The organism is Ensifer sp. Root142, assembly GCF_001426785.1.
GTDB lineage: Bacteria > Pseudomonadota > Alphaproteobacteria > Rhizobiales > Rhizobiaceae > Ensifer > Ensifer canadensis.
The window spans coordinates 303,088-326,109 of the sequence record NZ_LMFK01000034.1 but is presented as its reverse complement, the minus strand read 5'-3'; the positions used below and the strand labels follow the sequence as shown (position 1 = coordinate 326,109).

Sequence of the window (23,022 nt, the reverse complement as noted above, 5' to 3'; positions counted from 1 at the left end):
GCGCGCCATGAACTTGGGCATCAACCTTCTCTGTCTGACTGACTTCGTCGAGGACAGGCACCTGGCCAGCATCGGACGGCTGCGCGACCTCGGTTATGACGGGGTCGAGGTCCCGGTCCTTAAAGGTGCCGTCAGCCACTATGAGCGCCTGGGCAAGGAGCTCGACACGCTCGGCATCGGCCGATCGACCACGTCGATCGTTCCGACGCCGGACGCCAACCCGGTCAGTTGTGACGCGGACGTACGAGCGCGCGGCCTTGCCCATCTCGACTGGGCCCTGGATTGCGCCATCGCCCTTGGGGCCGAAAGTATGGGTGGGCCCTTCCATGCACCGATCGGGTTCTTCACCGGGGCCGGGGCGAGCGAGGACGAGCTCAAATACGGCGCCGACGCACATCGGGCACTGGCGGAGCGGGCTGCGGCAAACGGTATGCATCTGAGCCTCGAGCCCCTCAATCGCTTCGAGACCTATTACCTGAACACCATGGAGCAGGCCCGCTCCTATGTGGACCGGGTTGGGCATCCAGCCTTCAAGATCATGTACGACACCTTTCATGCCAACGTCGAAGAGCGTCGGCCGGAGGCGGCCATTCGCCTGATCGGCAGCGACATCGGCGTCTTTCACGTCTCTGAGAACGATCGTGGCATCCCGGGACGGGGACACATAGACTTCGCCGCAATGTTCAAGATCTTGAAGGAGATCGGTTATGACGGCTGGCTGACCCTTGAAGCATTCGGCGCCGGACTTCCGGCAATTGCGACGGCAACCCGCGTCTGGCGGCCGCTGTTTCCCGACTTCGAGACGCTCTTTTCCGAAAGCGCGACGTTCATTCGCAAGACATGGGCACAAGCATGAGCAATCCGTCTCCCGCAATCGAGATGCGCGGCATCACCAAGAACTTCCCTGGCGTGAAGGCGCTTAAAGGTGTGAGCTTCGTTGCCTATCCGGGTGAGGTCCACGCACTGGCCGGCGAGAACGGCGCCGGCAAGTCTACGCTGATGAAGATCCTCTCCGGCGTCTACCGACTGGATGGCGGCGCCGTCGTCGTGGGCGGAGAGGAGCGACATTTCACTCATCCGCTCGATGCGATCCGCGCCGGCATCGCGGTGATCTACCAGGAATTCTCGCTACTGCCCGAGCGCACCGTGGCGCAGAACATCTTTCTCGGCCGCGAGCCGACGCGGTTCGGCCTCGTCGACCACGGGGCGATGAACCAGGAGGCGCGACGCGTGCTCTCGCTGTTCGGCTCGTCGCATCGGATCGAACCCGACACGGTTGTCGCCGACCTCGATGTCGCAAGCCAGCAACTGGTCGAGATCGCCAAGGCGGTGTCGCTCGATGCACGGGTGATCGTGATGGACGAGCCGACTGCCGCCCTGAACGAGGCGGAATGCGAGGTGCTGTTCGGCCTCGTTGACACGCTGAAGATGAGGGGTGTGGCGATCGTCTATATCACGCACCGCATGCGCGAGATCACGCGGCTTGCCGATCGGGTGACTGTGCTGAAGGACGGCGAAACGGCCGCGAGCTTCGACGAAGTGCCGGAGCCCGATGTGATCGTACGCGCCATGGTCGGCCGCGATATCGGCGATTTCTATGCGGCGCCGGCGACGTCGCAGGAGATTGGTGATGCCGTGCTCTCCGTGCGCAATGCCGGCAACGAGCGGCTGAAGAACATTTCCTTCGAACTTCGCGCCGGCGAGATCGTCGGTTTTGCCGGATTGCAAGGGGCAGGGCGCGTTGCGCTCGCCCAGGCGATTTTCGGCTTTTCGCCCTTCATCAGGGGCGAGGTGATGCTTGACGACAAGCCGGCGCGGTTCACCAACCCGCGCGACGCCATCCGCGCAGGCATCGGCCTTTTGCCGGGAGATCGCAAGGCCGAAGGGCTGGTGCTCATGCAGTCGGTCACGGACAATGGCATGCTGACGGCAAGGGCGCTGTCGGCGCTCGCTGGCAAGGCTGATGCGACCGTGTTCGCCTCCACTGAGGAGATGGATAGGCTGCTGCAGGACCTCGACGTGCGCGCCGGCAGCTTTTCCCAGGAAATCAAGGCGCTCTCCGGCGGAAACCAGCAGAAGGCAATTGTTGCGCGCTGGCTGGCACTGGCGCCACGCTTGCTGATCTTCATCGAACCGACCCGCGGCATCGACGTCAACGCCAAGGCCGGCATCTACCACCTCATGCGCGATCTCGCCCGCAAGGGTACGGCGATCATGATGATTTCGTCCGACCTGCCGGAGGTGCTCGGTGCTGCCGACCGCATCCTCGTCATGCGCGCCGGCGAATTGGTGGCAGCGTTCCAGCGCGGCGTGTCGGAGGCCGAGGTCATGCTCGCTGCAACCGGCGAAGAGGCGGTGGCGGCATGAACACGGCGATCTTCACCAAACGCCCCACTTCGCGCATTGAGCGCTATTCGCCGGCCCTGCTGCTAGCTGCCGCGCTTCTGATCTACATCGCTATCGCGCTCAGCCTTGGTTTGACGCGGTTCCTGACACCGGAAGCGGCGATCTCCATCCTCAACCGCTCCATCGCGCTCGGCATGACCGCTGTCGGCCAGACCTTCGCCATTCTCGTCGGCTCGATAGACCTGTCGGTGGCGCATCTCATTTCCGCGTCGGCGGTGGTCTCGTCGGCGATCATGAACGGTGATCCGGCGATGATGGTGCCTGCCGTCCTCGCGGTGCTGCTGATGGGTGTTCTGGTCGGCACGTTGAACGGGCTGCTGATTATCAGGCTGGAGGTCAATCCGCTCATCGCGACGCTGGGCATGGCGCTCATCATTCAGGGTTGCCTTGCATCCTTCCACGGCAAGTTCGCAGGTTCGGTCCCGGATGCGTTCCAGTTCTTCGCCTATGGCACTGTGCTGGGATTGCCATTCAGCCTCATCGTGCTGGCGATGGTCGTTCTTGCTGCCTGGGTCCTGCTGCGGCTCACTCGCTTCGGGTCCAACATCTACTCAGTCGGCGGCAATCGCGACACCGCGCGTGCAGCAGGCATCAAGACGGGCCGCGTGGTGATGGCGAGCCATATCATCTGCAGCCTGTGTGCGTCACTGGCGGGCCTCTATCTCGCAAGTCGCCTGAAGTCCGGTTCGCCCTGGATCGGCACGGAGGGTGCATACGACCTGGAATCGATCGCCGTCGTGGTCATCGGCGGGACGATCCTCTCCGGCGGCAAGGGCGGGATCTGGGGCACCGTCGCGGGCGTCATCATCTTCTCGCTGATCGACTCCATCTTTAATCTCACCGGCGTCGACGCCTTCGCCAAGCAGGTGATGCGCGGCATCATCATTGTCGCAGCCGTCGCCTTCTACGCCGTGCGTTCGAAGAGGATAGTGGCATGATTCAGCAAACCATCGGCTCTGCAGAGACGCCCGGCACCTCGAGAAGCGGCCGCTTCCCGAAGATCAATCCCGTCTTCTTCGTGCTTGCAGCGCTGATCGTCGCCATCACGCTGTCGAACCCGAACTTCGTAGAGCCCCCCGGATACATGAATTTCCTGAAGCGTGCCGCGCCGCTGGCGATCCTCGCCGCCGGCCAGATCTACGTCATCGTCTCTGGTGGATTCGATCTATCCGTTGGCTCGCTGATCACGCTGACGGTGGTCGGTTCATCGATGCTGCTCAACAACAGTGCCGATGCGACATGGTGGGTGATCCCGGTCATGTACGCCGTTGGGCTTGCTGTCGGCGTGATCAACGGTCTCGTCGTCAGCTTTCTGAGGGTCCCCTCGCTGATTGCCACACTCGGCATGATGATTACTCTGAACGGTGCAGCCTTCATGTGGTCGAGCGGATCGCCGCGCGGCTACCTGCCAGAGACTTTCCGATTCTTCGGGCGCGTCAATATCCAGGGCATTCCGCTCATTCAGTTCCTGCCGGTTGCGCTGCTGGTGCTGCTTGCGGTCGGCATATGCCTGTTCTGGCTCATGCATCGCACCAATCTCGGCCGCATGCTGCATGCGATCGGCGACAATCCGCGGGCGGCGCAGATGTCGGGCGTCCCGCTCGAGCGGGTTCGCATCACCGCCTTCGTCGTGTCGTCTCTGAGCGCCGTGACGGCCGGCATTCTGCTCGGCGGTTTTGCGGGCGTCTCGACAGATGTCGGCGTCGGCTACGAGCTGCAGGCGATCACGGCTTGCGTCATCGGTGGTGCGCAGCTTCTGGGCGGGCGTGGCTCGGTGCCCGCGTCGATCGCCGGCGCGTTGACGCTGACTGCAATCTTCACGCTGCTCAATTTCATTGGCTTGCCGAAACCGGTGCGCGATGTCGTGCAGGGCGTGATCCTGATCGTCGCCGTCGTGCTTGCCACCTATCGGCGCAACCGCGCCGGCGGGACCTGAGTTTCGTCGGCCGAAGGGCCGTCGGGAGGAACTGAAAAGTCATGATCAAATGGGAGTGAGACATGAAAAGACTGCTGACCGCCGCCCTTTCGGCTGCCCTCATCGCCAGCACCGCGCAGGCCCAACAACTGAACTTCGATGACCCTGCCGAATTCGCCAGGCAGCGCGAGTTACTGACAGCCAAGGCCAATGGCCCGGACGGGGAGCCGTGGGCGCAATATTACGGTGACCAAATGGCCGACACCGCAAAGTTCAAGAAGGATGGTCCCTACACGATCTGCTTCTCGAACGCCGGGGTCAACAATGCCTGGCGCGTGACCGGCTGGACGAACATGCAGGCTGAAGTGAAGCTCCATCCGGAAATCAAGGAGCTCATCCATGTCGATGCCGAAGGCTCCGACGACAAGCAGATCTCCGACATCGACGATCTGATCAATGGCGGCAAATGCTCGGCTCTGATCGTCTCGCCGAACACGACCGCGGCGCTGACCCCGGCCGTCGAGAAGGCCTGTGCCAAGCTGCCCGTCATCGTCTTCGATCGCGGCGTCAACACAAAATGCCCGGTCACTTTCATCCACCCGGTCGGCGGTTATGGCTTCGGCATCCAGGCCGGCGAATTCGTGGCGGCCAATGCGCCGGCCGGCGCCAACGTGCTGATGCTGCGCATCGTGCCCGGCGTCGACGTACTGGAGACCCGTGCGTCCGCCGCCAAGCACATCTTCAAGGAAAAGGGGCTGAACGTCATCGGCGAGGAGTTCACCGAGGGCGACAACGCCAAGACCAAGTCGATCGTCGAGGACTATCTGCAGCGCGGCACGATCGACGCGGTCTGGATGGATGCCGGCGCCACCGCCGTTGCAGCGCTGGAGGCTTTCGAAGACTCCGGTCTGCCCCTGCCTGTTATCACCGGGGAGGACCAGCAGGACTTTCTGATGAAATGGAAGGCCGAAGGCTTCAAGGCGATTGCGCCGACCTACCCGACCTATCAGTGGCGCACGCCCATCATTGCGGCCGTGAACGTGCTGAAGGGTGAACCGGTCCCGGGTCCGGAATGGGTGATGCCGCAGCCGGCGATCACAGCCGAGACGCTCGACCAGTACGTCAACGACAAGATGCCGCCGCTACATCATGCCATGTGCGGCTGCGAAAAGCTGCCCGACTATCCGGCAGCATGGGGTGGTCAGTAAGAAGAAGAGGGGCTGCGCGACAGCGCGGCCCCTTCCGTCGTCTCCCTCGCTGGACCGGTCCATAGAGACGACGTTCCTCGGCCCGCGAATTGCCGGGTACAGGCCGACCGGAAATCTGAACGAGGCCATACCATCATACCCCTGGCCGGTTACAGAGCGAAAAGGTGACGCCTTTTGCGCCCAGCCTGTCAATGTCACCAACGCCAGCCCCTTTGCTATAACCTCCGCGTCGCCGAAGGCCGATGCCACGTTGGTTGCGTCCGTCCTCACGACGACTTGTCCCAGCTGTTTCAGGTCAAGCCACGCTCCGCCAGGCGACGGCCGCCGAGTACGCCTGCGTTCTTCGGTGAGCAGTTGCGGATCAGCCCAGAGGGTTTCAGTGCTTTGGTAGTCGAACGTCTGTGATGCGGCTCCTCTTGTGGGCAGGCCTTGTGCAGGCAGATGCCTCTATCCGGCTTGCAATCGAGCCGTCCTATTGCCGGCGCGGTTTCGCAGATCTCGATAACATGTATCTTATGATACCTGTTGACATGTTATACCAGTTGAGAAATATAGACCTACGCCGGGATCGGCGGAGGAACGTTTCGGCTGGACGAGATTGGCTCCGGTCACTTGCATTTAGGGAGGTCTTCGATGACATCGATCGCGCTGTTCGGTGCCGGTGGCAAAATGGGCTATCGGCTCGCCAAGAATCTGAAGGGTTCGCGCTTCGATGTCCGGCATGTCGAAGTGAGCGACGCCGGCAAGGCGCGCCTTTCGAAGGATCTCGGCATCGCCTGCGTTTCCGCCGATGAGGGCCTTGATGGTGCCGATGTCGTCATTCTTGCGGTTCCGGATACTGCGATCGGCAAGGTCGCGGCCGGCATTGCCGACAGGCTGAAGCCGGGCATGATGGTCGTGGCGCTCGATGCCGCGGCCCCATTTGCCGGCCATTTGCCCGAGCGCGCGGACCTTACCTATTTCGTCACGCATCCCTGCCATCCGCCGATCTTCAATGACGAGACGGATCCGGCGGCCAAGCGCGATTTCTTTGGCGGCATCGCGGCCAAGCAGCACATCGTTTCCGCTCTGATGCAGGGTCCGGAAAGCGCCTATGCGCTCGGCGAAGAGATCGCCAAGGTCATCTGGGCGCCGGTCATGCGCTCGCACCGCGTCACCGTCGAGCAGATGGCGCTGCTGGAGCCGGGCCTGTCCGAAACGGTCTGCGCTTCGCTGCTCGTCGTTATGCGCGAAGCAATGGACGAATGCGTGCGCCGCGGCGTTGCCAAGGAGGCTGCCCGCGACTTCCTGCTCGGCCACATGAACGTGCTCGGCGCCGTGATCTTCGAGGAGACACCGGGCGTCTTCTCCGATGCCTGCAACAAGGCGATCGAGTTCGGAAAGCCCGTGCTCATGAAGGACGACTGGAAGCGCGTGTTCGAGCCCGCGGAAATCGCCGCGAGCATCCAGCGCATCACCTGATTTACGGCGGGCTTGGTCCGCGCTGACGGCGCCACGCGCCGGCAAAAAATCGCACCGGGGAGGCCATTTTCAATGGGGGGATGGCCGAAGGAGACCGGGGCTAACTGGGAGGAGAAACATGAACATTACCCGTAGACTGATCACTATCGGTTTTGCTGCCGTCATGGCGGCTGGCGTTGCCATGCCGTCGTTTGCTGCCGATCTCATCGCGATCATCACGCCGAGCCACGACAACCCGTTCTTCAAGGCGGAAGCCGTAGGCGCGGAAGCCAAGGCCAAGGAGCTCGGCTACGAGACACTGGTTCTCGTTCATGACGACGACGCCAACAAGCAGTCGCAACTCATCGATACGGCAATCGGCCGCGGCGCCAAGGCGATCATCCTCGACAATGCCGGCTCGGAAGCCTCGATCGCTGCCGTAAAGAAGGCCAAGGATGCGGGCATCCCCTCCTTCCTGATCGACCGTGAAATCAACGCCACGGGCGTCGCTGTTTCCCAGATCGTCTCGAACAACTACCAGGGCGCGCAGCTTGGTGCCGAAGAGTTCGTCAAGCTGATGGGCGAGAAGGGTAACTATGTCGAGCTGCTCGGCCGCGAAGCCGACCTCAATGCCGGCATCCGCTCCAAGGGCTATCACGACGTCATGGACGAATATACGGACATGAAGATGGTCGCCCAGCAGTCGGCCAACTGGAGCCAGACCGAAGGCTACTCCAAGATGGAGACCATCCTTCAGGCCAATCCGGACATCCAGGGAGTGATCGCCGGCAACGACACGATGGCAATGGGCGCGATCGCGGCTCTGCAGGCTGCCGGTCGCAAGGACGTTATCGTCGTCGGCTTCGACGGCTCGAACGACGTGCGCGACTCGATCAAGGCGGGTGGCATCAAGGCAACCGTCATGCAGCCAGCCTATGCCCAGGCACAGCTCGCCGTCACCCAGGCGCATGAGTACATCACGACCGGCAAGGCGCCGGCCGAAGAAAAGCAGCTGATGGACTGCGTGCTGATCACAGCGGACAACGCCGGCAAGCTCGAAACCTTCGCGCTCTCCGAATAATCCTCTCGCAATGGCGCGAGGCAGGGGAAAACCCTGCCTCGCGTTTGCTGTTTATGACGGAGAATGGGAATGCTGAGGTTTCAGGCTGCCTGTACACTCATGCTTGCCGGCGCGCTTGCGCTTAGCGGCTGCAAATTCGTCAAGACCGAGGACGAACAGAAGCAAGCGGCGGCAGGCGCCTTCAATCCCGACAGGCTGGTCGCCGACATTTGGGACGCGAAGGTCGTACCCTATCTCGACGAGCGTGCAGGCGCGTTCAAGGATGTCACCGCTCTTGCCGCAAACAATCTGGACGCGGCGGCGGAAAAATACGGCCACAAGGAAAAGCAGGGCAACGCGCCATGGACCTTTGCGGCCAAGGTCGACGGCGTGATCGTCGCCGAGGAGACGAAATCACGCGCGGCCTACGTTGATGTGGACGTGGACGGCGACAAGAAGGCGGACGTGCGCGTCTCGATCGGCCCGGCCATCCGCGGCACGGCCTTGCGCGACAGTCTGAAATTCGTGAACTTCAACGAGTTCAAGAACCAGATCGAATGGGCACAGTACGGAAAGGCCTTCAATACCCACGTGAACCGCGCCTTGCTTGAAAAGCTTTCGCGCGAGGGGCTCACCGGCAAGACGCTCAAAGCAACCGGCGCCTATCCGCTGCCGGCCAAGGGTCAGTTGCCACAATTCGTACCTGCCACCATCACCGTGGGAGGTTGACGATGGCCAATCTCGACGACGGCGACGTCATTCTCGAACTGAAGGACATCACCAAGGCCTATTCCGGTATCGTGGCGCTGAAGAAGGCGGACCTGAAGCTTCGCCGCGGTGCCGTGAATGTGCTCGTCGGCGAAAATGGTGCCGGCAAGTCGACGATGATGCGCATCATCGCCGGCGTGGAGCGCCCGACGCTCGGCGAGATCTGGATGGATGGCGAACGCATCCACCTGAACAGTCCCGCCGACGCGGTGCGCCACGGCATCGGTATCGTCTTCCAGGAACTGAACCTGTTCGGCAATCTCTCGGTTGCGGAGAACATCTTTGCCACCCGCGAGATCACACGTGGCCTCCGCGGCATCGACCACAAGGCGCAGGTGGAAAAAGCCAACGAATTCCTCAATCGCCTGGAAGCAGGCATCTCCGCCGAAACGCTTGCAGAAGACCTGCCGATCGGCCAGCAACAGCTCGTCGAGATCGCTCGCGCCGTATCGCTCGACACCCGCATCCTTATCATGGACGAGCCCACCTCGGCGCTCAGCGCCGCCGAAGTCGACGTACTCTTCCGCGTGATTGCGGACCTGAAAGCGCGCGGTGTTGCGATCGTCTACATCTCGCACCGGCTGGAAGAGCTGATGCGCATCGGCGACTACATCACGGTGCTGAAGGACGGCGAGATCACTGGCCATGCCATGGTCAAGGACATCGATACGCGCTGGATCGTGCGCTCGATGATCGGATCGGATGCCAAGGATTTTGCCAAGCAGGTCGAGCACGAGCCGGGCGAAGAGGTCTTTCGCACCGAAAACATCTGCCTGCCGCGCGCGCAGGGCGGCTATGCCGTTGACCATGTGTCGATCGGCGTTCGCAAGGGCGAGATCCTGGGGATCTACGGTCTCATGGGCGCTGGGCGCTCCGAGCTTTTCGAATGCATCATGGGCCGCCACGAGCACTATACGGGGAAAATCTTCGTCGAGGGCGAGGAGCTGAAGGGGCGTGACACGACCCGCCGCATCCGCGAGGGCCTGGCGCTGATCCCGGAAGACCGCCAACGCGAGGGCCTCGTGCAGTCCATGTCGATTGCTGACAACCTTTCCATGGCAAGCCTCGGCCAGTTCCTGAAGGGTGGCTTCCACATCGATCTCAAGCTTGAGAAGAAGGCGATCCTGGACGCGATCCGCAATCTTTCGATCAAGGCGAAGAACCCGGACTTCGACGTCACCTCGATGTCGGGCGGCAATCAGCAGAAGGTCGTCATCGGCAAGGCGCTGATGACCGGGCCGAAAGTGCTGCTGATGGACGAGCCGAGCCGCGGCATCGATGTCGGCGCCAAGGCGGACGTTTTCCGCACCATGCGGCGCCTGGCGGGCGAGGGGCTCGCCATCCTGTTCTCCACCTCCGACCTGGAAGAGGTCATGGCCCTTTCCGATCGCATCGCGGTGATGAGCAATGGCCGCCTCGTGACGGTGGTCGACCGCAAGGATGCCACCGAGGAGATGGTCATCTCGGCCTCCGCAGAGGGACATAAAACCAAAAGGATGCATGCGTGATGACGACAGCAACGCAAACTGCCGCCGCTGGCAACAGCCTCTCCACTGGGGCGGCCCTGCTCACGCTCATGAAGCTGAGGACGTTCATCGCGCTCTTCGCGGTGATCATCTTCTTCTCGATCTTCGCGCCGAATTTTCTGTCGACCGCGAACATGATCCTGATGTCAAAACACGCGACGCAGAACGCCTTTCTCGCCATCGGCATGACCTTTGTCATCATCACCGGTGGCATCGACCTGTCCGTCGGCTCGATCGTCGGGCTCTGCGGCATGATCGCGGGCGGGCTGATCATGTACGGCGTGGCGCTGCCGCTCGGCTACACGGTCTATTTCAATATCGTCGAGGTCGCGATCATCGTGATGGCAGTCGGCATCCTCATCGGTGCGGTCAACGGTCTGCTGATCACACGGCTGAACGTTGCGCCCTTCATTGCGACGCTCGGCACACTCTATGTCGCACGCGGCATGGCGCTGCTCTATTCCGATGGCCAGACCCTGCCCAATCTCAACGGGCGGGAAGACCTCGGCAACCAGGGCTTCAGCTATCTCGGCTCCGGCTCGATCCTCGGTCTTCCGGTCTCCGTCTGGATCCTCATCGTCGTGGCGTTGGGTGCGGCCTACTTCGCCCGCTTCGTGCCGCTCGGCCGGCACATCTTCGCCGTCGGCGGCAATGAGCGCGCCTCCCGCATGTCGGGCATCCGTGTCAACCGCGTCAAGATGTTCGTCTACATGTTCTCCGGTTTCTGCGCGGCGATCGTCGGCCTCGTCATCTCCTCGGAACTGATGGCCTCGCATCCCGCGACCGGCACCAATCTCGAGCTCAACGCTATTGCAGCGGCAGTTCTCGGTGGTACATCCATGTCCGGTGGGCGCGGCACGATCGGCGGAACGATCATCGGCGCCTTCGTGATCGGCATTCTGTCCGACGGGTTGGTGATGATGGGCGTGAGTTCGTTCTGGCAGATGGTGATCAAGGGCCTCGTGATCATCGTCGCCGTGGTGGTGGACCAGGCACAGCGCCGCCTGCAGCAGCGCGTGGCCCTGATGCAGATGGCAAAGGCAGGCTGAGCATGGCCAAGATCAAGGGCGCGCTGATCGGCTGCGGTTTCTTCGCCGTCAACCAGATGCATGGCTGGCAGGATATTGCCAATGTGGAGATCGTTGCGATCTGCGACCGCGATCCGGAGCGGTTGCGTATCGTCGGCGACCAGTTCGGCGTCGCGCGGCGCTACCAGTCGGCAGAGGCGACGTTTGCCGATGGCGGCTTCGATTTCGTCGATATCGCCACGACGGTCGGCAGCCATCGGGCACTGGTGGAGCTTGCCGCCAGCCATAAGGTGCCAGCGATCTGCCAGAAGCCGTTCGCGCCGACCCTTGAGGATGCCAAGGCCATGGTGGCTGCTGCGGACGGGGCTGGCATTCCGCTGATGATCCATGAGAACTTCCGCTGGCAAACGCCGATCCTCGCAGTGAAGGCGGTTTTGGACCGTGGCACGATCGGCACGCCCTTCTGGGGGCGCGTCTCCTTCCGATCCGGCTTCGATGTCTTTTCAGGCCAACCCTATCTCGCCAAGGGCAAGCGCTTCATCATCGAGGACCTCGGCATCCATTCGCTCGACATCGCCCGTTTCCTCTTCGGTGATGCGCACCGAATGACTGCCCGCACGGCGCGCATCAATCCTGACATTGCCGGTGAGGATGTGGCGACCATGCTGCTCGGCCACGACAACGGCATCACCTCGATCGTCGATGTCAGCTATGCGAGCAAGCTACCGGAAGAACCGTTCCCGCAGACCTTCGTCGAGATCGACGGCAGCACGGGCACGCTCCGTCTCGGCAAGGACTACAAGCTCACCGTCCATGGGCCAGAGGGCACGACGGAAAGCCTCGTCGCGCCGAAGCTGCTCCCCTGGGCCTCGCGGCCATGGCACAACATTCAGGAGAGCGTGGCGCTGATCCAGAAGCACTGGGTCGAGCGGCTGGCCGCGCGGCAGGAACCGGACACCTCCGGCCGCGACAATCTGCAAACCTTCGCCCTTGTCGAAGCCGCCTATCTTAGCGCCAGGCGCGGCGAGACCGTTTCGCTTGTGGATCTGCTGGGATGAACAAAGACGCGCTGCTGCTCTACGGGACCCGGGAGCGTGAGCCCGAAGGCCGCACGCTCATCGCCGGCGATTTGAGCGTGGCGCTTCAGGACGGTAATCTTCGCAGCCTTCGGTTCCGCGGCTATGAGGTGTTGCGCGCGATCGCCTTCCTGGTGCGCGACGGGGATTGGGGCACCTGCAATGCCATGATCAGTGCCCTTGCCGTCGAAGAGAAAGAACAGGGTTTCTCCGTCACTTACAGCGCCCGCTTCACCGCGCCTTCGGGCGCCAATCTCGATTGCGCGGTCGCGATTTCCGGATCCGAGCGGACGGTGAGCTTTTCCGCAGACTGCATCAGCGACGCTGACTTCGAGACGGCCCGTGCCGGCTTCGCCGTGCTGCACCCGGTCGTCGGCGTCGCGGGCCAGCCAGTGGAAGTCCGGCATGGCGATGGCAGTATCGAGCAGGGGAATTGGCCGGAGCAGATCGAGCCCTGGCAACCTTTCAAGGATATCGCGGCGATCACGCATCGCGTTGCGCCGGGCATCGAGGCAACAACGCAGTTCGGTGGCGACGTCTTCGAGATGGAGGACCAGCGCAACTGGACCGACGGATCCTATAAGACCTATGTGCGGCCACTGGCGCTACCCTGGCCCTACCGCGTGCCGAAGGGCGAAGCGTTCGGCCAGCGGATTACCGTAGACATCCGGGCGGAAGAGGGCGCGGCATTCGCGGTGGCGTCGGATACGGTCACACTTGTGCTGGCGCCGACGGCACTTCGCTTTCCGGAGCTCGGCGTCGGCTTGCGGCCGGAATGCTTCGCCGACGAACTCGCCTCGCTTGCCGTCCTCAAAACGATCGACGCGCGCCATCTGATCGCCCATTTCGATCCTGACGCCGGACATGGGATCGCGGCGCTGGAAGGATACGCGGATATCGCTGAGCGGTCCGGCCTCAAGGTGACACTGGAACTTGCCCTGCCATGCAAGCGCCCGCTTGACGAGGAAATGGCCGAACTCGCCACGTTCATCGAAAAGGCTGGTCTGGCACTCGATACGCTGTTCGTTTGCCCGTCAGTGGACCGTCAGTCAACGCCGCCCGGCAGTCAGTGGCCGCAGTGCCCGCCGCTCGCGGATGTCTATTCCGCGGCGCGGGCAGCCTTTCCCGGCGTTCGGCTCGGCGGCGGCATGATGAGCTATTTCACCGAGCTCAATCGCAAGCACGTGCCCGGTGATCGGATAGACTATGTCAGCCATTGCACCAACCCGATCGTGCATGCGGCTGATGACCTTTCCGTCATGCAGACCTTCGAGGCCCTTTGCGATGTCGTGCGTTCCACGCGGGCAATCTATGGCGACAAGCCCTATCGCATCGGCCCTTCCACCATCGCCATGCGCCAGAATCCCTATGGCAATGCCACGAAGGACAATCCGGCCGGCGGCCGCATCCCGATGGCCAGTGTCGACCCTCGGCACAATGGACGTTTCGGCGCCGCCTGGGCGCTGGCCTATGCCGCAACGGTGGCCTCTGCAGGACTGGAAGTCCTGACGCTTTCGACGCTTGCAGGCCCTTTCGGGCTTGTCGCCGGTGAGGGGGAGACGACCGCGAAAGGCGAGTTGCGGCCGCTTGCACATGTGCTGGCGCGTCTCGGGGCACTCGCAGGCGAAGAGGTTGTCGCGGTCGAGACCTCACGGCCGGATGCGGTGCTGGGGCTGGCGTCCCGGGAGCGGTTGCTTCTGGCAAACATAACGCCTGCGCCGCAGACAGTGATGCTCACTGCTACGCCGCGAAAGGTCGTGGAAATTGCGAGCGGTGAGAAAGTCCTGGCGTCAGGACAACACGTCACTCTACCAGCCTATGGCTGCGTCGAGATCTTTATCTGAGCGTTATACCAACCTACGTTGATACTACTTCTGGCTCTTGAGGGCATAGAGTGCGCGGGAGCGCTCCAGGTGTTTTACCATCGCCTGTTCGGCAATATCGGCGTCACCCCTTTCGATCGCGCGGATGATTTCCGCGTGTTCTGCAAGCGTAAAGTCCTCGCGGCCCGTCCAGATGAGCATTTCCGTATGGTAGGACTTCAGCCACCCGAGCATCGCGCCGCTGACGGCCGCAAAGATCGGGTTGCCCGAAATCCGGGCGATCGCGTGGTGGAATTCCATGTCGGCATCGATGAAGGCATCCGCATCGCCGAGACTCTGTTTCTGCTTTTCGAGCAGCGCGCGCAGTTCGGCGATCTGTGCCGGGCTTACCTTGGCTGCCGCCTCGCGGACCATGCCGCGCTCGAAGAAGATGCGGGCGCTCTTGAGGTGTTCCAGCGAGTCCGAAGAGCCGGAAAGCATCAGCTTTGCCGGCAGATCGACCTGCCGGAAGATGGATTCCGCGGTTATGCGCAAAACTTTGGCGCGCTCGCCTTGGGAAATCTCGACGAGGCCCTTGCCGGCAAGCGCCTGCATCGCTTCGCGGATGGCCGGGCGCCCGACGCCGTAGCGTTCCATCAGTTCGCGTTCGGACGGCATGTCGTCGCCGGCCTTCAGCTCGCCGGTTTCGATCATGAGCTTCAGTCGCGAAAACACTTCATCGGAGAGTTTCTTGCGGACGATCGGTTCGGAAACAACGTTCATGAGTCACCTGGATTCGACAGGTTTGATTATGCATCAAGTTCCTGTGCTGCAACAGGTTTCGCCGCAGCCGGCTTGCAATAACATAAATACTCATTATACCAGTTTGTAGCCGTTAACAAGCATTGCCGCACCGAGGTGCGGGAGGAGAGAACGTGATCCGTCTGACCTATCGGATAGAGACGCCCGGATCTGTAGAAGCGATGGCGTCGAAGATCGCCAGCGACCAGTCGACAGGCACCTTCGTGGCGTTGCCGGGGGAGACAGAAGAGCTGAAGGCGCGCGTGGCGGCGCGCGTCGTCGCCGTCCGTCCGCTGCCGCCCACACACCAGGCGTCGTTCCCGGACGAAAGAGGCGGCGCCACGCAGTTCAACCGCGCCGATGTCGATATCGAGTTCCCGATGGACGCTGTGGGCACGGATCTCTCTGCGCTGATGACCATCGCCATCGGCGGCGTGTTTTCCATCAAAGGGCTCACCGGTATCCGCATCGTCGATATGAAGCTGCCGCAGGAATTTGCGGCGGCCCATCTCGGGCCGCAGTTCGGCGTGGCGGGAAGCTTCGCGTTGACCGGCGTGACGGATCGCCCGATCATCGGCACCATCGTCAAGCCGGCGCTCGGCCTCAGGCCGCATGAAACAGCTGATATGGTCGGCGAGTTGATCGAGGCGGGCGTCGATTTCATCAAGGACGACGAGAAGCTGATGAGCCCGGCCTATTCGCCGCTGAAGGATCGTGTCGCGGCGATCATGCCGAAAATCCTCGCCCACGAGCAGAAGACCGGCAAGAAGGTCATGTACGCCTTCGGTATCAGTCACGCCGACCCCGACGAGATGATGCGCAACCACGATATGGTTCTCGAAGCCGGCGGCAATTGCGCCGTGGTCAATATCAATTCGATCGGTTTTGGCGGCCTCGCCTTCCTGCGCAAGCGCTCCGGCCTCGTGCTGCATGCCCACCGCAACGGTTGGGATATCCTCACGCGCCATGCCGGCCTCGGCTTCGAGTTTTCCGTCTGGCAGCAGTTCTGGCGCCTGCTCGGCATCGACCAGTTCCAGATCAATGGTATCCGCGTGAAATACTGGGAGCCGGACGAAAGTTTCGTACAATCCTACAAGTCCATCAGCACGCCGTTGTTTTCGGAAGACGACAGGGCGCTGCCGGTGGTCTGCTCGGGCCAGTGGGGCGGGCAGGCGCCCGATACGATCGCGGCGACCGGCGGATCGACAGCGCTTCTCTACCTCTGCGGCGGCGGCATCGTCAGCCATCCGGGCGGGCCGGGAGCGGGCGTGAAGGCGGTCAAGCAGGCATGGGAGGCGGCGGCCGCGGGCGTGCCGCTGGACGCTTACGCGAAGGATCATCCGGAACTCGCGCAATCCATCGAGAAATTTGCCGATGGCAAGGCGGCCTGAGCCATGACACGACCGCTGATCAGCTATTATGGCGACGACTTCACTGGCTCGACCGACGTCATGGAGGCGCTCGCCTCGAACGGTGTCGAAACGGTGCTTTTCCTGAAAGTGCCGGACGCGGACCTGTTGTCGCGCTTCGCCGGCGCACGCGCCTTCGGCCTTGCCGGCACGAGCCGCAGCGAAACGCCGGAGTGGATGGACGTGCACCTTCGCGAAGCCTTCGGCTGGCTGAAGACGCTCGACGCCGAACTCTGCCACTATAAGGTCTGCTCGACCTTCGATTCCGCGCCGCATGTCGGCAATATCGGCCGGGCGATCGAGATCGGCCGCACGGTCTTCGGCGAAACGACCGTGCCACTCATCGTCGGCGCGCCCCAGATCCGCCGATATACGGCCTTCGGAGAGCTCTTCGCCGCCTATCAAGGCCGCAACTACCGCATCGATCGTCATCCGGTCATGTCGCGCCATCCGGTCACGCCGATGGACGAGTCCAATCTGCTGATGCATGTCGCGCGCCAGACAAAGCTCTCTTCGGCACTCATCGATAATGTCGCGCTGCTGGGCCGGTCGGCGCTGGAAGACGCCGACATCCTGCTCATCGACGTGCTCGACGCGTTGACCCAGGCCGCCGCCGGTGCCTTGGTCTGGAACGCGCTGCATCCCAGAAGCGGCTTCATTTGCGGATCCTCCGGTGTCGAATATGCCTTGATCCCCGCATGGCGGAACGAGGGTCTGATCGGCGACAAACCTGTCTTTGCCGAGGCCGGTCCGGTGGATCGCATCGCGGTCGTGTCCGGCAGCGTTTCTCCCACCACTGAACGGCAAATTCGCCATGCGCTCGCAAACGGGTTTGAGGGCGTCACGCTTGATCCTCTTGGACTTTCCGGCGACGGGGCCGGATCTGCAATTGCCGCGGCGATCGAAGCCGGCCTCAAGGTGCTGGAAGGTGGCGACAGTGTCGTGCTTTACACGGCGCTTGGTCCATCTGCCGATCGGGGCGGCGAACTCGATTCATCGACAGGCGCTCGCCACCGCCTCGGCCGCGCGCTCGGCCAAATTCAGTCGGCGCTTGTCCAGCGCGCCGAAATCTCGCGCGCCGTGGTGGCCGGCGGCGATACGTCAAGCCACGCGCTCGGTCAGATGGGCATTTTGGCACTAACGCTGAAGATGCCCCTGCCGCAGACGCCGGGCTCGCCGCTTTGCATCGCTCATGGCGGTGCGGTGGATGGCTTGGAGATCGCGCTGAAGGGCGGGCAGGTTGGCGGCGACGACTATTTTTCCATGATCAGAGCGGGCAAAGTATAACTCGGGCAGTGAGCGGCACACCAACGTTAGGCTTGGAAATAAAGAGATAGAGCGTTTCTGCGCCTCCGTCTAAAGCAGAAACGCGACTAGGTCGCACGGGCGAGCTGCCGGATCATCCTTCGAAATGCTCGTATTCGAAGGTCGACCTTCAGCCAGGCGGACAGCGCCGGCATGATCTCCAAGATGAGATCGGGTGCGCTTGATCGGCGAACAGGTCGGTAAACCTCAGAGCGACGACTTGTTCGCTGTGGCGGCCTCGAAGCTGTCCACCGGTAGTCCGTAGGGCGGGTAATGACCGGAACTTAAGGGAAGGCCAAGGCTTTCCTGCGCAGTATGAACTGCTGGAGCGCATCAGGGCCAAGCGCGATGTGGTCTCCTGTTAGCCGCATGTGCTCGGTCAGTTTGGAAAACAAGTATGCGGCCAGATCTTCGCGCTCCACGACCAGGTTGGTCGTTTCCTGCGGGTCGCTTGCCAGCGCGTAAAGCTCAAAGAAGACCTCGTCCTTGAAGATGTCGACGATGAGCTTGTGCGATTGGTGGATGATACACCGCGAGAAGTTGCCCAGGGCGCCATTGCCGTCGAACTGAACAAAGATATCCTTATGCTCGCAAGGCGTCCCGTCGTTGATCGACGGCATCAGGGAGCGGCCGGGAAGGTCTTTGGGTTTCTCGACGTTCACGATGTCGCAAATCGTTGGCAAGACGTCGATGTGACTGACCGCTTGGTCGCAGACCCCGATGCCGGCCATGGGCGCCGGCATCTTGAACAGGAGAGGTGTGCGGATCGCCTCCTCGTACATGCACATCTTCTGCCAGAGGCGATGCGAGCCGAGCATCTCGCCATGATCGCTCGTAAACACGATCAGTGTTTCGTCGTAAATGCCTTCAGCCTTCAGCTTGGAAACGATCGCTCCGATGCAATGGTCGAGAAGAGCCACCAGCCCGGCATAGACGCGCCAAATCTCTTTCCAATCGTCGCGGCTGTAACGGGTGCCGAGGAAGCCGGGTAGATTGTAGAGCTGCAGCGGACTTTGGCCGGAGAACCATTGGCCGACATTGTCAGGCGGCTCGACCTCTCGCGCCAACGAATACCACGGCTCGGGCACATCGAAGGGGGGATGCGGCGCCAGGAACATGGCGCTCAGGAAAAGTGGCCGCGATCTGTCGCGGTTCTCGATGGCGCCGAGCGACGATTGCAGGATATAGCCGTCGAAGAAGCTGTCGAACCCCGGCTCATAGCAGCCGGTCGCCGGCGTCGAATAGTCTCCGACCGAGGTAACGGTGCCTGAAGTCAGTTCCGGAACGATGCCGCGGAAGCGTTGGCCTCCAGGTGGACGGTGCCCCCTCGCATCGAGAAACGCGCCGTAATTCTCTTCAAGTGCATGCCACCTGACCGCCGTGCCTTCGCGCATCTCGAGCGGTGGCTGGTACATCAGATGCTGCTTTCCCGCGTGCCATCCGTCCCAATCGGCAGACAGCAGTCCGTACAGGTTGGCGAAGTCGTCACCTATGAAGCCATGCTGTTTGTCCACCTCGACCCAGGGGTTGATCAGACAACCGGTCGAATTGGGATATCGCCCGGTGAAAAACGCGCCGCGCGAGGGAACACAGAGCGGGGAAGCGCAATAGGCGTTCGGGAAAAGGCAACTGTCGGCCAGAAGCGCCTGCAGATGCGGCATGTAGGATGTGCCGATGAAATCGTAGCGAAGCTGGTCGGCCATGATGACGACGACGTTCGGTTTCTTCATGGATTATCCTCGCTAAGCCAAGGAAAAAAGGCAGCGCAATGCGTTCGCCGTGGCAGCCCGGTCAGTCAGACATCGGCGGTGGCATGCCGTCTGCAAGGGGTGAGCAGGCGTCGGTGAAGGCCTGTAGGTTTCGTCGTCGTCAGCGGGCGGGACGTTCCCTGGGCGGACCGACGGTCGCCCTTTCGATCAGTTTGACGCCCATGTTGACGCGCGTGATGCTTTCTTCGGCGTTGGCTATTCGCTTCATCAGGAGTTGAACGCCGATCCGGCCGAGCTCGATGCGATCGATGCTGATCGTCGTCAGCGGCGGCCGGCTGTGCATGGCAATCGCTACGTCGTCGAGCCCGATGATCGAATAGTCGTCGGGCACCGAAAGCCCCTGGCTCTGAAGCGCCTGCATGACGCCGAGCGCCACCACGTCCATGCTGCAGAAAAGCGCCGTTGCCTTGTCCAGCCTGCCGCTCTCGAGCGCTTGGCGCGTGGCCAATTGCGCCTGGGTTTCCAGGAAACCCATCTTGCCGAGATCAATGAGGTGCTTGTCCGGATCGAAGACAATTCCAGCTTCCTCCAGCGCCAGGCGAAATCCTTCAAGGCGACGCTGCATGGACAGTCGCCGTGGCAGCGTCACATGCATGATGTCTCGGTGCCCGGCCTCCAGCAGGCGGCGCGTCGCTAGCCAGCCCGCCGACCAGTTGTCGGGCAGAACACTGTCCATGCGCATCGAACGATCCATGCCGTTTATCAGAACGGTCGGCACACCACTTGCGGCGAGCCGGTCGATCGCGGCCCGGTCGTCGAGGCCGACCGCGATGACTGTGCTCGGCTCCGCGCCACGCAGGTATTCGTCGATCTCCGCGGTGTTCTGTTTGGTGTCGAGCGTCAGCAGCTGCACGTCGACTTTCAGCGAATGCGCCGCTGCCTCGTCCAGTGCGCCGCGTATCACATCCTCGTAGAACTGCGACCCGGAGTAGTACTCGGCCGGCACGATCAACGCGGTGCTTCCGATGCCAGCCTTGTGAAGCGATCGGGCGTTGCGCCCGAGGTAGCCGAGTTCTTCGGCAAGAGCCAAAATCTTCTTGCGGCTCTCACCGCTGACGCCGCCGCGATTGTTCAGCACCTTCGACACGGATGCGACCGAAACGCCGGCTGCATCGGCGATGTCGCGCAGTGTCAGTGTGGCGAGTTGATCATCGGTCATTGGAAACCCACTCCATCAGATTCCTGCGCTTTTTGGGAGTCGCAGCGACTGGCATTTTGTCTGCTTACCAGAAGAATTGTGTATGCCCGAGCGACCGCATCAAGGCCTCCATGAAATAGTAGTCTCCATAGGGAAGCATGGTGTCGGAATAGCCTGATCCGACATGGGCCGCGCCATGGGCGAGAAGGCCGAGTGCCGTTGGATCTTCGGTTAGGTCGCAGGTGTCGAGCAAGCCAGCGATCAGGCGGTCGGCAAACCCGCGCCAGGCTTGAGCCTCGTCGACGTCGCACTGGTCGGCGAGCATGTAGATGCCGGCTGCCATGATGGCGCCGGCCGAACTGTCGCGCGGCGCGTTCTTCGGGTTGGGGACGTCATAGTCCCACACGGGCACGAGGTCGCTGCCCATCAGCTGCTCGGCCTTGGCGGCGAGCCTGCGGGCCGCATCCAGATAGGTCCTGTTGCCGGTGACGCGCGCGCATTGCGCAAAACCGTGGATCAGCCAGGCCTGGCCGCGTGACCAGCATGATCCGTCGGCATGGCCCTGGTGGGTTTCTCCGCGCAGTGCCTCGCCGGTGCTCGGGTCGAACAGGAAGGTGTGGAAGCTGGTATCGTCGTCGCGCACCAGATGTTTCAATGTGGTGTCGGCATGGCCGTCGGCGGCCTCGCGAAAGTCGGCGCGTCCGGTTTCGCCGTAGGCCCAGTAGAGGAGGGCGAGGTTCTGCATCGTATCGGCGATGATCCGCCCGTTGGCGAAATCTGCGCGCATGGAGCCATGCGCCGGTTGCGCGTTCCACGCCTGAAGATAGCGCCCCTCCGGTCGGTACCGGCCGAGCAGCAGATTGGCGGCTTCAAGAGCGAGCGCGCGCGGCTCCTTCTCGCCGGTCATCAGCCATTCGGCGACGCAGCTGAGCGAGAACTGGAAGCCAAGATCATGGTCCTGAGCGCGGCGATGCGCCAGAATGCCCCGAAAGATCGAGCGGCGGGCGCGCGCTGCGTTCAGGAATGTCGGATCTCCTGTTAGCTGCGAGGCAAGCCATAATTGGCCGGCATGAAAGCTCACGACCCAGTCGTAGGGGCTGCAATAGGCCCAGCTATTGTCGCTCAAGCCGATCTTCGGGTTGCGAATGCCGATGATCGGCATGGTCGTGCGCAATTTTTCGATGCTGCGTACGAGCGCTGCCTGGTGGCGATCAACATGAGAGGTGGCGGCTGCCGGCACGGAGGCTGCAAAGTAGCTACTGGTTTCGATTTTCATGTGAGTGCTCCTGAGTGTGGAAATCTTTTTGCTCATTACGCAATTTTCGTCAATAGCGAAACTTTCGCTTGACGAAGAATGTTTTCGGTTTCATTCTTATGTCTAGTCTGGGCGTCCTTCGTGACGTCCACGGCGCCGATAAGGGAGGGTGAGGGAATGTCCATTACGGACGCATCGAATGCAGGGCCGCCTCTGAGCGTGCGACTGCGCAGCCAGTTGGGCGGCTACGGCTTCCTGATGCCCTGGCTGCTGGGGTTTGTCGTGCTGACCTTGGGACCGGCCGTTTCGTCGTTCTATCTCTCGCTCACCGACTTCGGCCTGATGGGGCCGGCCAACTGGGTCGGCGCCGAGAACTATGTGCGGATTGCCAGCGACGACCCCCGTTTCTGGACGGCGATGCGGGTGACTTTCACATTCGTTCTCCTGTCGGTTCCGCTCAAGCTGATGTTCGCGTTGGCGATCGCCGTGGCGCTGAACAAGGGGCTGCGCGGCCTGACGGTCTTTCGGGCGATCTTCTATCTTCCGTCGCTGGTCGGCGGCAGCGTTGCGATCGCGGTGCTCTGGCGGCAGGTGTTTGCCGGCGACGGGGTGCTGAACCAGGTTCTGGCGGCGCTTTTCGGCTACGAAGGCCCGAGCTGGATCTCGAACCCGTCCACGTCGCTCTACACCCTGGTTCTGCTCGCGGCCTGGCAGTTCGGCTCGTCGATGATCATCTTTCTCGCCGGTCTGCGCCAGATCCCGCAGGATATGTATGAGGCTGCCAGCATCGACGGGGCAAGCCGCTCCCGCCAGTTCTTCAAGATCACGCTGCCGCTTTTGACGCCGGTGATCTTTTTCAATGCGGTGATCCTGACGATCGACGCGTTCAAGGCTTTCACCTCGGCTTTCGTCGTCAGCGACGGCAGCGGTGGTCCGATCGACACGACGCTGTTCTACACGCTCTACCTCTACCAGGAAGCCTTCACCAACTTCCGTTTCGGATACGCATCAGCCCTTGCCTGGGTGCTGGTGGTCATCATCGCCATTTTCACGACGCTGTCCTTCATGTCGGCCAAATATTGGGTGCACTACGATGACTGATACCGTCTACGCGTC

At 62.1% G+C, this 23,022-nt stretch carries 19 protein-coding genes; 15 read left to right on the top strand and 4 right to left on the bottom strand.

The features are described 5' to 3' along the window. The first annotated feature begins 7 nt into the window (after positions 1-7). The 12 genes from ASD52_RS26330 to ASD52_RS26275 all read left to right on the top strand — a co-directional run bounded on the left by ASD52_RS26330 (position 8) and on the right by ASD52_RS26275 (position 14,271). Positions 8-856, top strand: a complete 849-nt coding sequence (locus tag ASD52_RS26330) for a sugar phosphate isomerase/epimerase family protein (RefSeq protein WP_057207175.1) — start codon at positions 8-10, stop codon at positions 854-856. After that, positions 853-2,367, top strand: a complete 1,515-nt coding sequence (locus tag ASD52_RS26325; RefSeq protein WP_057226322.1) for a sugar ABC transporter ATP-binding protein — start codon at positions 853-855, stop codon at positions 2,365-2,367. Before ASD52_RS26330 ends, ASD52_RS26325 begins: the two co-directional genes overlap by 4 nt. Beyond that, positions 2,364-3,344: an ABC transporter permease gene (locus tag ASD52_RS26320; RefSeq protein ID WP_057225916.1), complete on the top strand. Its 981-nt coding sequence runs from the start codon at positions 2,364-2,366 to the stop codon at positions 3,342-3,344. Before ASD52_RS26325 ends, ASD52_RS26320 begins: the two co-directional genes overlap by 4 nt. Next, positions 3,341-4,342 (top strand): ABC transporter permease, encoded by a 1,002-nt coding sequence (locus ASD52_RS26315; RefSeq protein ID WP_057225914.1) that lies wholly within the window; start codon positions 3,341-3,343, stop codon positions 4,340-4,342. Before ASD52_RS26320 ends, ASD52_RS26315 begins: the two co-directional genes overlap by 4 nt. A gap of 62 nt (positions 4,343-4,404) precedes the next feature. Then, a complete protein-coding gene (locus ASD52_RS26310) occupies positions 4,405-5,529 on the top strand; it encodes an ABC transporter substrate-binding protein (RefSeq protein ID WP_057225911.1) in 1,125 nt (374 codons plus the stop codon). A 633-nt stretch (positions 5,530-6,162) separates the two neighbouring features. After that, positions 6,163-6,990, top strand: a complete 828-nt coding sequence (locus ASD52_RS26305) for a phosphogluconate dehydrogenase C-terminal domain-containing protein (RefSeq protein ID WP_057225909.1) — start codon at positions 6,163-6,165, stop codon at positions 6,988-6,990. 118 nt (positions 6,991-7,108) lie between these two features. Next, positions 7,109-8,050, top strand: coding sequence for a D-ribose ABC transporter substrate-binding protein (locus ASD52_RS26300; protein ID WP_025430264.1), 942 nt, complete (start codon positions 7,109-7,111; stop codon positions 8,048-8,050). A 69-nt stretch (positions 8,051-8,119) separates the two neighbouring features. Next, positions 8,120-8,758 (top strand): DUF2291 family protein, encoded by a 639-nt coding sequence (locus tag ASD52_RS26295; protein ID WP_057225907.1) that lies wholly within the window; start codon positions 8,120-8,122, stop codon positions 8,756-8,758. A gap of 2 nt (positions 8,759-8,760) precedes the next feature. Next, positions 8,761-10,305 carry a sugar ABC transporter ATP-binding protein gene (locus ASD52_RS26290; protein ID WP_057207182.1) on the top strand — a complete coding sequence of 515 codons (1,545 nt, stop codon included), beginning with the start codon at positions 8,761-8,763 and terminating at the stop codon, positions 10,303-10,305. After that, entirely contained in the window at positions 10,305-11,372 is a 1,068-nt protein-coding gene (locus tag ASD52_RS26285) for an ABC transporter permease (RefSeq protein ID WP_025430261.1), read from the top strand. Before ASD52_RS26290 ends, ASD52_RS26285 begins: the two co-directional genes overlap by 1 nt. 2 nt (positions 11,373-11,374) lie before the next feature. Continuing rightward, entirely contained in the window at positions 11,375-12,409 is a 1,035-nt protein-coding gene (locus tag ASD52_RS26280; protein WP_057225905.1) for a Gfo/Idh/MocA family oxidoreductase, read from the top strand. Then, entirely contained in the window at positions 12,406-14,271 is a 1,866-nt protein-coding gene (locus ASD52_RS26275; protein WP_063991865.1) for a hypothetical protein, read from the top strand. Before ASD52_RS26280 ends, ASD52_RS26275 begins: the two co-directional genes overlap by 4 nt. 24 nt (positions 14,272-14,295) lie before the next feature. Here the strand turns inward: ASD52_RS26275 and ASD52_RS26270 are convergent, their stop codons facing one another. Continuing rightward, positions 14,296-15,012 carry a transcriptional regulator NanR gene (locus ASD52_RS26270; protein ID WP_057225903.1) on the bottom strand — a complete coding sequence of 239 codons (717 nt, stop codon included), beginning with the start codon at positions 15,010-15,012 and terminating at the stop codon, positions 14,296-14,298. A 152-nt stretch (positions 15,013-15,164) separates the two neighbouring features. Between ASD52_RS26270 and oiaX the strand changes: the two genes are divergently transcribed. Both oiaX and ASD52_RS26260 read left to right on the top strand, forming a co-directional pair. Then, positions 15,165-16,421 (top strand): 3-oxo-isoapionate-4-phosphate decarboxylase OiaX, encoded by a 1,257-nt coding sequence (oiaX, locus tag ASD52_RS26265; protein ID WP_057225901.1) that lies wholly within the window; start codon positions 15,165-15,167, stop codon positions 16,419-16,421. 3 nt (positions 16,422-16,424) lie between these two features. After that, positions 16,425-17,726: a four-carbon acid sugar kinase family protein gene (locus tag ASD52_RS26260; protein WP_057225899.1), complete on the top strand. Its 1,302-nt coding sequence runs from the start codon at positions 16,425-16,427 to the stop codon at positions 17,724-17,726. A gap of 302 nt (positions 17,727-18,028) precedes the next feature. Here ASD52_RS26260 and ASD52_RS26255 read toward each other — a convergent pair whose 3' ends face one another. The 3 genes from ASD52_RS26255 to ASD52_RS26245 form a co-directional block, all read right to left on the bottom strand. Continuing rightward, positions 18,029-19,474: a sulfatase-like hydrolase/transferase gene (locus ASD52_RS26255; protein ID WP_057225897.1), complete on the bottom strand. Its 1,446-nt coding sequence runs from the start codon at positions 19,472-19,474 to the stop codon at positions 18,029-18,031. 139 nt (positions 19,475-19,613) lie between these two features. Continuing rightward, positions 19,614-20,672: a LacI family DNA-binding transcriptional regulator gene (locus ASD52_RS26250; protein ID WP_057220055.1), complete on the bottom strand. Its 1,059-nt coding sequence runs from the start codon at positions 20,670-20,672 to the stop codon at positions 19,614-19,616. Between the two features lie 64 nt (positions 20,673-20,736). Next, positions 20,737-21,927 carry a glycoside hydrolase family 88 protein gene (locus ASD52_RS26245; protein WP_057207188.1) on the bottom strand — a complete coding sequence of 397 codons (1,191 nt, stop codon included), beginning with the start codon at positions 21,925-21,927 and terminating at the stop codon, positions 20,737-20,739. Positions 21,928-22,164: 237 nt separating this feature from the next. Between ASD52_RS26245 and ASD52_RS26240 the strand changes: the two genes are divergently transcribed. Next, positions 22,165-23,007, top strand: a complete 843-nt coding sequence (locus ASD52_RS26240) for a sugar ABC transporter permease (protein WP_225906239.1) — start codon at positions 22,165-22,167, stop codon at positions 23,005-23,007. Positions 23,008-23,022 lie beyond the last annotated feature (15 nt).